The organism is Providencia sp. PROV252 (assembly GCF_033676005.1).
Classification (GTDB): domain Bacteria; phylum Pseudomonadota; class Gammaproteobacteria; order Enterobacterales; family Enterobacteriaceae; genus Providencia; species Providencia vermicola.
This window is the reverse complement of record NZ_CP096294.1, coordinates 1874660-1890092: the sequence shown is the minus strand read 5'-3', so window position 1 is coordinate 1890092 and position 15433 is coordinate 1874660. Positions and strand designations below refer to the sequence as shown.

Genomic DNA, 15433 nt, shown 5'->3' with positions numbered 1-15433 from the left:
ATTAATCAACATACGCCCAATACAGAGGGTGGTGATTTTTAGCATTAACAACATTAACAAATAGCGGGTTACCTTTCATGTAACTAATCAATGTGTGGGATAACGTACTTAAGATTTTTAGCGCCTGATCCTGTGTAACAGGGCAACAAGATGTCAGAATATCAATAATCAAATCTCGGGGCTTATGGCCATTCTTAACCAAAACTTCCCATGTAAAACGGTTTTTCTTCGCTAAGTATTTAACTGCAGCTTTATTCATTAAATAAAGCTCTGCTGCTGACGCCGCAGACTCAAACATATCATTTTTGTAATGACATTGGCCCATATACTCGCGTAGCTTAAGGTTGACAACAAAATTAATCGTGAATTGATCCATGGCAACTCCTTGTAGGCTTAACCCCATTAAATAAGATAAGAACCCAATACAGCAGCTGTCTATGTTATATAGCAGGAAAAATAGTCAACAAGCAAGGAGATTGCTCAAAGTTTACTCAAGCAAGAAACTGTAGAAGAGATAAACTGCAAAAATAAGCCGAAAAGAGTTTAAAACAGGCACCTTGTCCTTCTCCACTTACTCACCATTGTGTTATTGAAGAGAAAATTAATCCATATGTTGAGTTATCGCTATCGTTGTACCTTGATTACCTTGCGTAAATTGTAAGTGTGTTTCACCACCCTCGAACTCCTGAACAATATTTAATTTTTTATCGCCATCCCAACGGTAATTAATGGCAATGCATCCTTCTACTGGGCAAGGCATTGCCATATTTTTTTTGATGACTAACTTTTCAGCTAAGAATAACTGACCATCTTCAATTAACCCACTACGATAGTGTTTATACGCCTCAGATAAAGAGCTTCCCGCAAAATAACACTTAGTCAAGGCTCCATTTTCATAGATTTCATCCATGGTTTGCTCTTCATCTTGGCAATATTTATTCAATCCATCATTTGGGATAGTTGTATTAGCCTGACTAGAAGCACTCGCACCCCAAAAAATTGTGGCAAATATAAACATTAAATATTTATTCATTTTATTTAATCTTGCTCTTTTTTGGCATTAAGGCCATATTCTCGGAGTTTATTGGCAATTGCTGTATGAGAAATATCCAAACGTTTTGCTAATTTACGCGTACTCGGGTAGTCACGATATAAACGTGATAACACCGACGCTTCATACCGTTTAGTTATTTCGTCCAGAGAACCATTCAATGAATCTAAAGCAAGAGTAGGCGTATTTACCACATCAGGCAATTGAATATTACCTGCCTCTAAAGTGCTACCTTCAAGCTCTGTTAGGCCTTGATACAGTGCATTTCTTAATTGGCGGACATTACCAGGCCAATAATAACTACTTAAATATTCAATTAATGAAGGTGCTAATTTGGGTTCTGCGACATGTAATTCTTTTGAAAAATTAGCAACAAACGTTTTTGTTAATGGAAGTAGGTCTTCTTTTCGCTCACGAAGAGGCGGGATCGTCAGTGTTAATACATTTAAACGATAATAAAGATCTTCTCGGAATTTCTTTTCTGCGACAAGTGCAGGAAGGTTTTTCTGTGTCGCACAAATCACACGCACATTCACTTTCACTTCACGCTCTTCACCGACACGCCTAAAGGTTCCATCATTTAAAAAACGCAGTAACTTAATCTGCATTTGTGGTGACATTTCGGCAATTTCGTCCAGCAACACCGTACCGCCATTAGCTTGTTCAAAAAAACCTTTTTTCCCTTCGACAGCATTTGGGTATGCCCCTGCGGCGTAGCCAAATAACTCGCTTTCAACCACATCATCAGGCATTGAGGCGCAATTTAAGCCTAAAAATGGCTCTTTGCCTCTGGCACTGTATAAGTGACAAGCTTTAGCTAAAATATCTTTCCCTGTTCCTGTTTCTCCCACCAGCAACAATGGTTCATCCAACATCGCAATGCGTTTTGCACGTTCGACGACATTTGACATCACGGGGCTCACAGCAATGATTTGCTCAAATCCGCTATTATCCACGTCTACCACTTGCTGACGTTGCTTATCCAAAATAGCGACCGACTTAAGCAGCAAAACAGCCCCTGTACAATGGGATTTACCCGTTTCATCCGCTAAAATAATTGGAGTGACCTGCATCAAATAGTCTTGGCCTTTGATCGTCACTTTTTCACTGTATGGTTCTGGAGATTCACGTTCAAACCAACGCACTAAGCCATTATTTCCAATCAGCTGAGAAAACGTTTTTTCCCGTATTTTGGTTTCATCATAACCAAATAACTGCAATGTCATTGGATTAACCAATTCTATATTTAACTTATTATCGATAGATAAAACCGCTTCAGGGAATGAATTCAATAATGCCCATACTGCTTTGTGTTCACGTTCTGATGGCATAAAAAAGATGCGACGTACATCCAACACGCCATTAATTCGACGTATTTCAGCCATCAACGAGCTAAATACCTGAAAATCGACAGGCGTAAAATTAAGGTAGATGCGACGCTGTGGGGATATTTCAATGCCTTTAAGATCAATATTTTGTAGAACTAAAAGATCAAGCAATTCACGCGTTAAACCAATTCGGTCTTGGCAAGTCACTTCGAGACGCATTGGGAGGAAACCTTATTAAAAAGTCGATTTGATGGGATTATTTTAACGTTAATCGCAATGAGAAGACAGTGTTTGTGTCACAAATTGTTGACACACTGTAACTCAATTAAAATTAACCGAATAAAATGGCACGCACGCCCACTTTTCATTCATTTTAGGAGGGGTTATCTACAATATTAATAAATAATGCTGCAGAGTGAGCAAAAACTGTCAACTCACCCTGCCATCGAAAAAACCTTAGCTTTTTGCCTTTTTATTTGGAATAACGCTCTTTAACTGACCAATTAACTGATGGCGAAAATCAGCCAGTCGTGGCTTATTTTCAATCCAAGGTAACGGTCGGCACAGTTCCATAGCCTTAATCCCTAAGCGCGCCGTTAATAACCCAGCTCCAATTCCTTGTGCCGCACGGGTAGATAACCTAGCAGTAATATCTTGCGATAACCAATCCATTCCAACTTCACGAATGAGTTCTGAAGCTCCCGCAAATGCAATATTTATCAATACCATACGAAATAATCGAATACGGCTATAATAACCTAACTCAATACCATAAATTGCCGCAATACGGTTAATTAATCGAATATTCCGCCAAGCAATAAACGCCATATCGACAATCGCTAATGGGCTCACCGCAATCATAATGGCGGATTCAGCACTACAGCGGCTAATTTCTTTTCGTGCTTGTTCGTCAAGGATTGGCTGAACCATCCGACTATATAATTCAACCACTTCGCGGTCATTATGCGAGTCATGTAACATACTTTGCCAACGTTGAACTGCGGGATGTTGCGCAGACAATGCTGACTGTTTAGCTAATTTTACACAGAAGTCTTTCCCCTTTCCCATGCCATGGCTATGCAGTAATTCACGAGCAAAATCCCGTTCCTCCGCACGTTCACGCAATTTATATAAACGACGCCATTCCCCGACAATAGAACCTGCTCCTGCAATAACAATCAAGCCACCTGCTGATGCTGTGCCTAATGCTGTCCAATCTTGCATCACCCATGATTGATGGATCCAAATGCCCAACTGAGCAACTACGCTAACAGCGAAGATCCCCGCTGCTGTCCCGATAAGCTTACGCCAAAAAGAACGCTTAGGTTTTAACGCTTCATTAATCAGGCTTTCAACTTCCCCATCTTGGGCTTCTTGCTCCGTGTCTAATTCGATAGGCGTAAAATTGTCAAATTCCTGGTCATCAAAGACATGTGCTTGTTTCAGTTTTTCTGCAGTTTCTTTAGTCATGCCATCAGCAAAATCAAGGCGTTGTTTTATTGGTTCATTCATTTTAGTTTATCTCCCAACAAAAATTCTAACGCGCTATCCATGCGTATATGGGGTAAGGGTTGGTCAATCGGTGTTGGTTGTGGCCTAAAGTTTTCAAATTGAAAACCTTGCTGTTGCCAAAATTGTTCCGTCGGTAAACGTTTAGGCACTTCTCCAGGGTAAAACGTTAATGGTTGCCCATCGCTTAAACGGTCACCTTTTAATGCAGGCAACTTTTCTCCTTTATAATCCACAACGCCACTTTTTGTTGCTTGAATGGAAGCTAGTCCCATACAATCCATACTAATACCTTCAAATGCAGCATGTTGCCACGCTTCTTGTACCAATTGTTGCAGTAAAGACACTAAATTCGCATGTTGATCAGGGGTGACGTGGTCAGATTTACTTGCAGCGAATAACAGCTTATCAATACATGGGGAAAATAAACGACGCAGTAACGTACGTTTCCCATAATGAAAACTACGCATTAATTGCGTCAGAGCCATCCGCATATCATTAAACGCTTCTGGCCCACTATTTAATGGCTGCAAGCAATCAACAAGGACAATTTGACGATCAAACCGTTGAAAATAGTCGCGGTAAAACCCTTTTACCACATGTTCACAGTAATATTGATAACGCTGTTGTAATGCACCAAAGTTAGTATTCTTTCCTGCTTGAGCCAAGGTTTTTAACCCATATTTTGCCACATTTGGCCAAGGGAAAAATTGTAAGGCTGGAGCACCATCCAATTCCGCAGGTAAAACAAAGCGGCCTGGCTGAATAAAATGTTGCCCTTGTGCTTTGCATTCAACTAAATACTGCGTATAGGCTTTAGAAATTTCAGCCAATAAATTTTCATCAACTGGCGCTAATGGGTCACATCGTTCACATAGGGCTAACCAATCTTGGGCTAAATGCGCCCTTTTCCCCTTGATCAGTATATTCATTTGCTCTGACCAATCGATAAAACTGAGATCTAACATCGGCAGATCTAGCAACCATTCACCTGGGTAATCAACAATTTCTAAATATAGGGATGAATTATCAACAAAATGGCGCAAAAAAGAGTCATCAGAGCGATAATGTAATTTCAAACGAATTTCGCTGACACCACGGGTTGGTGTTGGCCACTCAGGGGGTTGACCATATAAGGATGCAATTCCTTCATCATAAGCAAAACGCGGTACAGATAAATCACGGTGAGGAATGCGTTTTACACCTAATAACCGCTTGTCTCTTGCCGCTGAAAAAAGTGGCAAGCGAGCCCCTGTATTCACATTTAATAACTGATTAACCAGCGAAGTAATAAACGCAGTTTTACCACTACGACTTAGCCCCGTTACTGCCAGTCTGACATGACGATCAACGCTTCGGTTCATCAAGTCCGTCAATTCATTTTGCAGGCGTTTCATGCTCCTCCCGAGACTTACCGTTAGAAATTACGCTTAAACTTACTTATTATTTTGCGCAATAATTTGGCATAAAACAAACTGTATTAGCTTAAACGTTTGATGAGCAGGTTAATTATCCATTTGCTGCTCAACAATTTGATGACTCTCCCTACTAGGCCTGCGGGGCCATATGTGAGTAAGAACACAAAAAGAAGCTTAAACGCTTTCGCTAAAATACGTTGTTTTGCATATTTTTTAATTTGCTGATGCAGTATGTTCGGCATATTGTGTACCCCAATTTCCTATACACAAAAATAAAAGGGATTTGGTCAAAACCTCACCCCTTTTTGTGATGGCTATATAATGATTATAAATCGCGGAATTTACTGTTTACAGTATAGGTGTCTGAAGTGACATAACGCTCAATTTGGCGTAGCTTCATTTCACCTGATTTCAGTTGCATATCGATTTGATTAATCAAGCTGCTAACTTCAGGACCAATATCTTGCTCAGATCGATACCCACTTGGTGCGGTTTCCACCACAAAACACATAACAATATAAAGAATTAATGTGATACCAAAGCTCACAAATAAAGCCAATACGGCCAGTGCCCTGACCAACGCAACAGGTAATTCTAAATATTCCGCAATACCAGAACAGACACCACCAAACACGCGTCTGTCTGACAAACGGTAAAGTTTACGGTTGCGAAGTTGAGTCATTATTTTTGCCTCCAATTCGGGTGTTCTGCATCCAAAATATCTTCAAGTGTCTTAATACGTTGTTGCATGCGCGAAGCTTGCTCAGCAAGTTGCATTAAACGCTGCACTTCATTTTCGGTTAGCTGGCTCCCCTGTCCGTTATTTTTTTTGCTGTAGTGCAACCACAACCAAACAGGCAGAACAAAAATAACAAAAATGATTAATACGAGAGACAGTAAAACGTAGCCCATCACATTTCCTTATCAATATGGTTAGTCTATTTGCCACTCTGGCACAAAACACCAAAGTGGCAAAATACAATTACTGGTCTTTATTAATTTTAGCTTTAAGTGCCGCTAACTGTGCGCTAATTTCATCATCCGCTTTAAGCTCAGCAAATTGCTGATCCAGTGATTTTTGTTTTCCAATACCATAACTTTGCGCTTCACCTTCCATATGGTCAATACGGCGCTCAAACTGCTCAAAACGAGCCATTGCCTCATCCATTTTACCACTGTCTAATTGACGGCGGACATTACGGCTAGATTGCGCAGCTTCCATTCGAACTACCATAGATTGCTGCTTCGCACGCGTCTCTTGCAATTTATTTTCTAATTCTGAAATTTCACCTTTTAAGCGAGTCAATGTTTCATCAACAATAATCAGTTCATGTTTTAATGTATCAACCATTGCACTGACTTTTTGCTTTTCAATTAACGCCGCACGCGCTAAATCTTCTTTGTCCTTGACCAGAGCTAATTCAGCTTTTTCTTGCCAATCTGCAACTTGTTTTTCGCCCATTTCGATACGGCGTTCTAAGCCTTTTTTCTCTGCTAACGTACGCGCAGACGTTGAGCGAATTTCAACTAACATGTCTTCCATTTCCTGAATCATCAGGCGGATCATTTTTTGCGGATCTTCAGCTTTATCTAGCAGTGAAGCGATATTTGCATTAATGATGTCGGCAAAACGTGAAAAAATACCCATTATTTATTTCCTCTTGATGGATTTATCATTTCTGCAGCGCCTGACCTGATGTGGCTTCCAGCCAATCTGACGCTCCGTAAGTGAAACAATTTATTTTATGATACTCAATCTTTGGTACATCTTTCTAACTACTTCTTACCTATAACTTAGCAACCTACGTGCCAACTTTTTAAATTTTAAATAATTAATTGATTTTATTATGTTTAATAAAAAATCTTTACATCAAGCAGGTTTCGTTTATAGTTAAACCATCGGTCAAATAAACCAATTATTGGTAAATATAACCATGAAACAGACTAATGATACGATCCTCGGAGTTTCCAGTAATTTTTTAGATGTTCTCGAGCAAACATCCGAACTTGCCCAATTAAACAAACCTGTACTCGTCATTGGTGAACGTGGTACAGGTAAAGAATTGATAGCAGACCGCTTACATTACCTTTCTCCCCGTTGGCAAGAAGCCTTTATCTCTCTCAACTGCAGTGGACTCAATGAGAATTTACTGGATTCTGAACTATTCGGCCACGAAGCAGGTTCATTTACGGGTGCACAAAAGCGCCATCAAGGGCGTTTTGAACGCGCAGACAAAGGCTCATTATTCCTTGATGAACTCGCTACTGCGCCAATGTCAGTGCAAGAAAAGCTATTAAGAGTCATCGAATACGGTGAATTAGAACGTGTTGGGGGTAGCCAATCTCTGCGAGTTGATGTGCGTTTGATTTGTGCGACCAATGCCAATTTACCTGAGCTCGCCAAGCAAGGCAGATTTCGTGCCGATTTGCTCGATAGGCTTGCATTTGATGTCATCCGTATTCCTCCCCTACGCGAACGTCAGCCAGATATCTTATTATTAGCAGAACACTTTGCCATTTTAATGTGTGGGGAGTTAAAACGTTCGCATTTTACAGGATTTACACCTGACGCAGAGCAAGCATTATTGCAATACCCTTGGCCAGGAAATGTGCGAGAATTGAAAAATGTCATTGAGCGTTCAGTATACCGCCATGGAGATCAAGCGACTCCCGTCAACACCATTATTTTCAACCCATTTGGCGAAAAGCTAGCTGAGCTACATGAGACGCCCACTAGCAAGGTTGACGTCGTGCCCGCACATTGCACTCTGCCAACACTCCCTTGTGATTTGCGACAATGGCAGCAACAGACTGAAAAACAGCTACTTGAACGTGCTCTCATCGCGAGTCACTACAATCAACGCAAAGCGGCCCAATACCTATCCCTAAGCTATGATCAATTGCGAGGATTGGTAAAAAAATATCAAATTGAAAATGAATAGATATACCTAAAACAATATTCAGCGATATTGTTTTAGGTATTTACTCTCCTGATTTTTTAATTAATATTCAGAGAATATTTTTTCTTACTAAATATTTCAGTACTTTCAGTGTTTCTATTAATGTAATTACGTATTTACTCATAATAACAAATCATTATCCGATGCTCATTGAAATACGATTATTCACTTTTCATTTTACACCTTAATAAAAATATAATATTCATATAGTTCTATAACTAAAGCTCATTGACCAAACAAAAATTAACAATGAAAATCTGCATTAAGAAAACATTAGCGTTTTATTTATATACATTCGTTTTATCCAAATAGTTTATGATTTTATTTTTAATTCTTTCTTCAAAGACGGAAATCATGTGGATATAAAACCTTTTTTCAATTTTTTTTATTTATTTTTACATATTGACATAATTCCCCACAACGAAAAATATATTTATATGGTATTTATGTTAATACTATTGCATAGCACAAGGAGCTTATTATGAAAAAACTAAACATATTTGCTATCCCTTGGTTGCTCCTAGGGATGTCTGCTATGACCCATGCCGAATCATTGATGCGTACATTTAGCTATTGCGATGCTTCTTTTTTTAAAAAAATAAATGAATACCCTGTACTTGAAGATATTTCAAAAACACTAAAACATACAAACATTAATGATAGCCCTTCACTTTCAGTTGACCTTCATTTTTCGCCAACAGGTTTTGTCACCTTTAACCGTTTTTTTGTTAGCCACAGTGACTTCGATAAGTATGATAATTTTACTTATATGGGGATGCGTGGGCAGTATTATTTTTGGGGGTTTGAAACAACACAAAGTCTTGATGAAGTCATCCGCTATACATCCTCAAAAATTAGCATTCTAAAAATAGGTAATAGCTATATTTATGCACCAATGATTAGACACAGTTTAGATGAAAAATGGGTATTTAATGAATATGCAGCTCAAAACTATGGGTTAAAACCTTATTCCGCGGAAAAAATGATGATTATCGAGAAAGATGAAAAACGCGGTGTCGTCCGCTTTTTATGTACACTACAAGGTAATGTTACAGAAGATGATTTAAAATTTGTTGGTTTAGACAAACCTGCTCAGCCATAATAGTCATAAAATGACAAGCCGTAGCCTTTTCTTATAAAAAGTACAAAAAAAAAGCCAGCACCCAAGCTGGCTATCAAATAAAACACTGGAAGCAATGTGAGCAATGTCATGCCTTGTCACTATAGGTATACACCTAAGTGACAAAGCGAATGATAATAGTTATCAGTGTCATTTGTAAAGCTTTTTAATGCGATTTTTTCTCATTCAGACATACTTCAATGATAAACATCATAATTTTATTATTATCAGTTTTATCTAGATGGCTTTTCGTTCAGCGTTAACGTCAAATTTTTGCTTATACCCTGTTTGCTCTTTTTTACGCTACAATAGGTCAATTCAGGTTAACGATATCAGTGTTATGCGCCGACTAACTCTTTGCTTTTTATTTCTCATTCTTACATCTGCCAATGCGCTCAGTAACCAAGAGCGGTTTACAGATATTGTCGCTAATGAAGTCCCTGCAGATATTCGCCAGAAAGGTTTCATTTACTGTGTGAATGGGATTGTGACAACTTTTAACCCTCAACTCGTCAGTAGTGGGTTAATCGTTGATCCGCTAGGCGCACAAATTTATGACCGCTTACTGGATGTCGACCCATTTACATATCGTCTCATTCCAGAACTCGCTGAACGCTGGGAAGTGTTTGATAATGGCGCGACCTATCGTCTTTACCTAAGAAAAGATGTTAAGTTCCAAGAAACACCTTGGTTTACCCCTTCACGCAATATGAACGCAGATGATGTGGTTTTTAGCTTTGCTCGGATGTTTGAAGTTAACCATCCTTATCATTATATTAATGGTGGTCGTTATCCTTACTTTGATAGCCTGCAATTTGCCAGCAGTGTACGAAGCATTCGCAAAATTAATAATTACACTGTGGAATTTCGCCTAAATTCCCCTGATGCATCATTCTTATGGCATTTAGCGACTCACTACGCCCCTATTCTCTCGGCTCAATATGCTGACTCGCTATCAAGTGTTAATCGCCAAGAATTGATTGATTGGCGCCCCATTGGTACAGGGCCATTTAAGCTAGATGACTACCAAGCCGGCCAATTTGTTCGCTTGCTAAGAAATGATCATTACTGGAAAGGCCAGCCACGTATGGAAGAAGTCGTGATCGATATGGGCGCTGGAGGCACAGGACGTATTTCAAAGCTGCTCACAGGGGAGTGTGATGTGTTAGCTTACCCTGCTGCGAGTCAACTAAAAGTCCTACGAGATGACCCTCGCCTGCGCATCTCCATGCGTTCAGGGATGAATATTGCCTATTTGGCGTTTAATACAAGCAAGCCGCCGCTGGATCAACTCAAAGTTCGTCAAGCGATTGCTTACGCCATTAATAATGAGCGACTGATGCAATCGATTTATTATGGCACCGCAGAAACAGCAGCATCAATCTTACCACGTGCATCTTGGGCTTATGATAACCAAGCTAAAATTACAGATTACAACCCTGAACTTTCCAAGCAAATGCTACAAGATATGGGGTTAGAAAATCTGAAATTAGATTTGTGGGTGCCTATTGCCTCACAATCGTATAATCCAAGCCCATTAAAAATGGCAGAGCTTATTCAAGCAGACTTAGCCCAAGTTGGCATCACCATGAATATCCGCTCAGTAGAAGGCCGCTTCCAAGAGAATCAGCTAATGGATAGAACTCACGATATGACATTAGCAGGTTGGACAACAGACAGTAACGACCCTGATAGTTTTTTCCGCCCGTTACTCAGTTGTGCAGCAATTGGTTCACAAACTAACTTAAGTCATTGGTGTAACCCCATATTTGATGAAGTTCTGCATAAAGCACTACTGACCCAACAATTAGCCTCACGGATTGATTACTACCATCAAGCTCAGCAAATTTTAGGTGAGGACTTACCTATTTTACCATTAGCCTATTCATTACGATTACAAGCTTATCGTTATGATATGAAAGGACTCGTGATCAGTGCCTTTGGTAATACTTCATTTGCAGGGGTATATCGTGAAATGGAACAAAAACCGAAAGTGGCACCGAAAAAACAAGGGGGGCAACCATGATTATTTACTCATTGCGCCGCTTTTTGTTATTACTGGTTACCGTCTTCTTTTTGTCATTGGTCAGTTTTAGCCTGAGCTACTTCACCCCTAATGCCCCGCTCAGCGGTGCCTCACTCTTAGATGCCTATATTTTCTACTTTGACGGTTTATTGCATTTTGATTTTGGTGTGTCCAGTATTAATGGTGAACCTATTACCGAACAACTTAAAGACACATTTCCTGCCACAATGGAGTTGTGCATTTTGGCATTTATTTTTGCTTTAACAACAGGTATCCCCCTTGGCATTATTGCTGCATTTTGGCGTAACAAACCCGCAGATATTGCCATTAGTGTGTTTGCCTTACTGGGTTTTTCCGTTCCTGTATTTGTTTTAGCTCTGGTACTGACTTTATTTTTCTCATTACATCTTGGCTGGCTTCCAGTTTCAGGCCGTATTGACCTATTATATAACCTAAAACCAGTCACTGGTTTTGCACTAATTGATGCATGGCTCTCTGAATCACCTTATCGTAAAGACATGATAATCAATGTGTTAGAACATATGATTTTACCTGTACTCACCCTCGCCTTAGCGCCAACGACTGAAGTCATTCGCTTAGTGAGAAACAGCACTGAAGAAATTGCAAGTGAAAACTATATCAAAGCTGCGGCTATCCGCGGGCTTTCTCGCCTTAAAATAATTCGCCGTCATATTTTTCATAATGCTATTCCCCCCATAATACCAAAGCTGGGTCTGCAATTTTCCACTATGCTTACACTCACCATGGTTACTGAATTAGTGTTTAACTGGCCAGGGCTTGGACGTTGGCTTGTCACTGCTATCCGACAAGAAGACTACTCCGCAATCTCTGCAGGTGTTATGTTAATTGGCGCACTCGTCATTACTGTCAACGTGTTATCCGATATTTTAGGCGCAATGATGGACCCGTTAAAACATAAGGATTGGTATGTCCTCAGATAATTTTTATCGTGAACAGAAAATGCCATCCCCTGCGCGGGTGGTATGGAATTTATTTTCATCAGACATCGTTTCGATGGTTGGCTTTTTTGGTGTGCTATTTTTGCTTATTTTGTGTTTTATCGGTCCTTATCTCGCACCTTACGCCTTAGATCAACAATTTTTAGGGTATCAATTAACGCCACCATCGTGGTCACATTACGGTGAAGTTGCTTTCTTCTTCGGCACAGATGATCTTGGCCGTGATATTTTAAGCCGCTTATTAATCGGGACTAAATCGACTTTTGGCTCTGCAATCCTTGTCACTTTTATTGCCACTGTTATCGGTTTAGTTCTAGGCTGCCTTGCAGGAATGACGAAAGGGTTAAAATCTGCCGTATTTAATCATATCCTCGACACTCTCTTATCTATCCCATCCTTACTGTTAGCGATTATTGTTGTCGCATTTATGGGAGCAAGTCTTGAAAATGCCATGTTGGCCATCTGCCTTGCATTGATACCGCGAATGGTAAGAACAATTTACGTTGCGGTGCATGATGAGTTAGACAAAGAATATATCGTTGCTGCCCGCCTTGATGGCGCATCTAACATTTTTATTTTGTGGTATACCGTATTACCGAACATTACCCCTATCTTAGTCACGGAATTAACCCGAGCGCTATCTATCGCTATTCTTGATATTGCCGCTTTAGGTTTTTTAGATTTAGGCGCACAGTTACCCTCTTCGGAATGGGGAGCCATGCTAGGTGATACCTTAGAATTGATTTATGTTGCCCCTTGGACAGTAATTTTACCTGGGGTCGCTATCATGATAAGTGTTTTATTTGTAAACTTACTAGGTGACGGATTACACCGAGCCATCAATGCGGGGGTTGAATAATGCCGCTCTTAGACATCCGCAATTTAACGATTGAGTTTATGACTGCCAACGGCCCTGTCAAAGCCGTTGACCGTGTCTCTATGACACTTTCTGAAGGTGAAATTCGCGGTTTAGTCGGTGAGTCTGGCTCAGGGAAAAGCTTGATTGCCAAAGCCATTTGTGGCGTAACAAAAGATAACATCCGCGTTACTGCCGACCGCTTTCGCTTCCAAGATATTGACTTATTAAAGCTTAGCCCCCGCAAGCGCCGTAAGTTAATTGGCCACAATATTTCGATGATATTCCAAGAACCACAATCGTGCTTAGACCCTGCAGCTGACATAGGTAAACAGCTCATTCAATCCATTCCTGGTTGGACTTATAAAGGCCGCTGGTGGCAACGTTTTAACTGGAGAAAACGTCGTGCAATTGAGCTTTTGCATCGGGTTGGTATTAAAGATCATAAAGATATCATGCACAGCTATCCTTATGAGCTAACAGATGGTGAGTGCCAAAAAGTCATGATAGCGATTGCTATCGCTAACCAACCTCGCTTGTTAATTGCAGATGAACCCACAAATGCCATGGAATCCACTACACAGGCACAGATTTTCCGCCTGCTAGATAAGCTGAATCAAAATAATAACATGGGGATTTTGCTAATCAGTCATGATATGGAAATGATGTCAAAATTAGTAGACCGCATTAATGTTTTATATTGTGGACAAACCGTGGAAAGTGCGACACCTGAAGATATCTTACAGCGACCACGCCACCCTTATACCCAAGCTTTGATTCGATCTATTCCTGATTTTGAAAGCCCAATCCCCCATAAAGGCCGTTTAAATACCTTGCCTGGCGCAATTCCATCATTAGAACATTTACCTATTGGCTGCCGGCTTGGGCCACGTTGTCCTTATGCACAGCGCACCTGTATTGAAGCCCCACAGCTACGTAATATCAAAAACCATTTAGTGGCTTGCCATTACCCACTCAATACTGAGGAGCAACCCTAATGGAAACGTTATTGGAAGTCCGTAATCTAACGAAAACCTTTCGGTTTCGTGAAGGTTTGTTCCACCGCCACGAACTGCAAGCCGTTAAGCCGATTAGCTTTAATTTACAAGCAGGCCAGACCCTGGCAATTATTGGGGCTAATGGTTCAGGAAAATCAACATTAGCCCGGATGCTCTCTGGGGTTGTAGAACCCACCAGCGGAGATATCATGATCCGCGGACAGCGTCTAAATTTTGGTGATTATAGTTACCGTAGTCAACGTATCCGTATGATCTTCCAAGACCCTAGTACCTCGCTGAACCCCCGACAACGTATCGGCCAAACATTGGAGTTACCGTTAAAGCTAAATACAGATTTAACAGGTATAGAGCGTGAAAGACGAATTATCCAAACGTTGCGCCAAGTCGGATTGTTAGCAGATCACGCAGAATATTACCCACATATGCTAGCGTCAGGGCAAAAACAACGTATCGCCCTTGCTCGCGCGCTTATTTTACAACCCGAAATTATCGTGGCGGATGAAGCACTGGCCTCACTTGATATGTCCATGCGCTCGCAAATTATTAACTTAATGTTAGACTTACAAGCCAAACATGACATCGCTTATATCTATGTAACTCAACACCTTGGGATGATGAAACATATTAGTGATAAAATGCTTGTGATGGATAAAGGCGAGGTTGTGGAGCGTGGCAATACAGCAGAAGTACTTGCCGCTCCACTTCACGATGTGACCCGCCGTTTAATTGAGAGCCACTTTGGCGAACCTCTGTCAATTGATGCGTGGCGGCAAGACCTGTAACCTCTAGCTACTTTCTATAAAATTGTACAACACTAAATGATAGTCTATGGATTAAAGAGGAAAGGGAAAAGGAGTGAGTATTCAAATAGATATGGTACGTATCAGTAATTTTCGTGGCATTTCAACCCTTTAAAATACTCAAAAAGCAACTGCATATGCATTACAAGGCATAGCCGAAATACACGCATTAGATGATGAAAACATAGAAGCATTATCTGTTATCAATACAATTACAAATTTGACTGCAAGTCGTTTCGATAAGAATATTGAAGGAGAAATCACCCTAAATAAAATGGTTATAATTGCAAGAAATCGTTTTATTTTTCGCCAGTTACCCTAAACAGCGAATGATGCCTTGGGGAGATCAAAAACATCAACAAAAAT

General features: G+C 40.3%; 16 protein-coding genes. 7 read left to right on the top strand and 9 right to left on the bottom strand.

Annotation, left to right across the window (positions count from 1 at the left end; translation table 11 throughout):
- Nucleotide 1: 1 nt before the first annotated feature.
- The 9 genes from M1F05_RS08660 to pspA form a co-directional block, all read right to left on the bottom strand.
- On the bottom strand, nucleotides 2-376 hold the full coding sequence (locus M1F05_RS08660; protein WP_206084072.1) for an ATP-binding protein: 375 nt from the start codon (nucleotides 374-376) through the stop codon (nucleotides 2-4).
- A gap of 225 nt (nucleotides 377-601) precedes the next feature.
- Nucleotides 602-1033 carry a hypothetical protein gene (locus M1F05_RS08655; RefSeq protein ID WP_206084071.1) on the bottom strand — a complete coding sequence of 144 codons (432 nt, stop codon included), beginning with the start codon at nucleotides 1031-1033 and terminating at the stop codon, nucleotides 602-604.
- Nucleotides 1034-1038: 5 nt separating this feature from the next.
- Entirely contained in the window at nucleotides 1039-2598 is a 1560-nt protein-coding gene (tyrR, locus tag M1F05_RS08650) for a transcriptional regulator TyrR (protein ID WP_206084070.1), read from the bottom strand.
- Nucleotides 2599-2835: 237 nt separating this feature from the next.
- Nucleotides 2836-3891, bottom strand: coding sequence for a YcjF family protein (locus M1F05_RS08645; RefSeq protein ID WP_206084069.1), 1056 nt, complete (start codon nucleotides 3889-3891; stop codon nucleotides 2836-2838).
- Nucleotides 3888-5285, bottom strand: coding sequence for a YcjX family protein (locus tag M1F05_RS08640; protein WP_206084068.1), 1398 nt, complete (start codon nucleotides 5283-5285; stop codon nucleotides 3888-3890). Before M1F05_RS08640 ends, M1F05_RS08645 begins: the two co-directional genes overlap by 4 nt.
- An 83-nt stretch (nucleotides 5286-5368) precedes the next feature.
- The gene (locus M1F05_RS08635) at nucleotides 5369-5548 is read right to left on the bottom strand and encodes a hypothetical protein (RefSeq protein ID WP_206084067.1); all 180 of its coding nucleotides are present in this window, start codon (nucleotides 5546-5548) and stop codon (nucleotides 5369-5371) included.
- Nucleotides 5549-5631: 83 nt separating this feature from the next.
- Nucleotides 5632-5988: an envelope stress response membrane protein PspC gene (gene pspC / locus M1F05_RS08630; protein ID WP_206084066.1), complete on the bottom strand. Its 357-nt coding sequence runs from the start codon at nucleotides 5986-5988 to the stop codon at nucleotides 5632-5634.
- Nucleotides 5988-6218, bottom strand: coding sequence for an envelope stress response membrane protein PspB (pspB, locus tag M1F05_RS08625; protein ID WP_206084065.1), 231 nt, complete (start codon nucleotides 6216-6218; stop codon nucleotides 5988-5990). The genes pspC and pspB overlap by 1 nt, the downstream gene beginning before the upstream one ends.
- 70 nt (nucleotides 6219-6288) lie before the next feature.
- A complete protein-coding gene (gene pspA, locus M1F05_RS08620; protein WP_206084064.1) occupies nucleotides 6289-6954 on the bottom strand; it encodes a phage shock protein PspA in 666 nt (221 codons plus the stop codon).
- Nucleotides 6955-7240: 286 nt separating this feature from the next.
- Here pspA and pspF point away from each other — a divergent pair, with 286 nt between their 5' ends.
- The 7 genes from pspF to sapF all read left to right on the top strand — a co-directional run bounded on the left by pspF (nucleotide 7241) and on the right by sapF (nucleotide 15049).
- Nucleotides 7241-8248, top strand: coding sequence for a phage shock protein operon transcriptional activator (gene pspF / locus M1F05_RS08615; RefSeq protein WP_206084063.1), 1008 nt, complete (start codon nucleotides 7241-7243; stop codon nucleotides 8246-8248).
- 499 nt (nucleotides 8249-8747) lie between these two features.
- Nucleotides 8748-9368: a hypothetical protein gene (locus tag M1F05_RS08610; RefSeq protein WP_206084062.1), complete on the top strand. Its 621-nt coding sequence runs from the start codon at nucleotides 8748-8750 to the stop codon at nucleotides 9366-9368.
- A 358-nt stretch (nucleotides 9369-9726) separates the two neighbouring features.
- Nucleotides 9727-11412: an ABC transporter substrate-binding protein SapA gene (gene sapA / locus M1F05_RS08605; protein ID WP_206084061.1), complete on the top strand. Its 1686-nt coding sequence runs from the start codon at nucleotides 9727-9729 to the stop codon at nucleotides 11410-11412.
- A complete protein-coding gene (gene sapB, locus M1F05_RS08600; protein ID WP_206084060.1) occupies nucleotides 11409-12374 on the top strand; it encodes a putrescine export ABC transporter permease SapB in 966 nt (321 codons plus the stop codon). The genes sapA and sapB overlap by 4 nt, the downstream gene beginning before the upstream one ends.
- The gene (gene sapC / locus M1F05_RS08595; protein ID WP_206084059.1) at nucleotides 12361-13251 is read left to right on the top strand and encodes a putrescine export ABC transporter permease SapC; all 891 of its coding nucleotides are present in this window, start codon (nucleotides 12361-12363) and stop codon (nucleotides 13249-13251) included. Before sapB ends, sapC begins: the two co-directional genes overlap by 14 nt.
- Nucleotides 13251-14246 carry a putrescine export ABC transporter ATP-binding protein SapD gene (gene sapD, locus M1F05_RS08590; protein WP_206084058.1) on the top strand — a complete coding sequence of 332 codons (996 nt, stop codon included), beginning with the start codon at nucleotides 13251-13253 and terminating at the stop codon, nucleotides 14244-14246. Before sapC ends, sapD begins: the two co-directional genes overlap by 1 nt.
- A complete protein-coding gene (gene sapF / locus M1F05_RS08585; RefSeq protein ID WP_206084057.1) occupies nucleotides 14246-15049 on the top strand; it encodes a putrescine export ABC transporter ATP-binding protein SapF in 804 nt (267 codons plus the stop codon). The genes sapD and sapF overlap by 1 nt, the downstream gene beginning before the upstream one ends.
- Nucleotides 15050-15433: the final 384 nt, after the last annotated feature.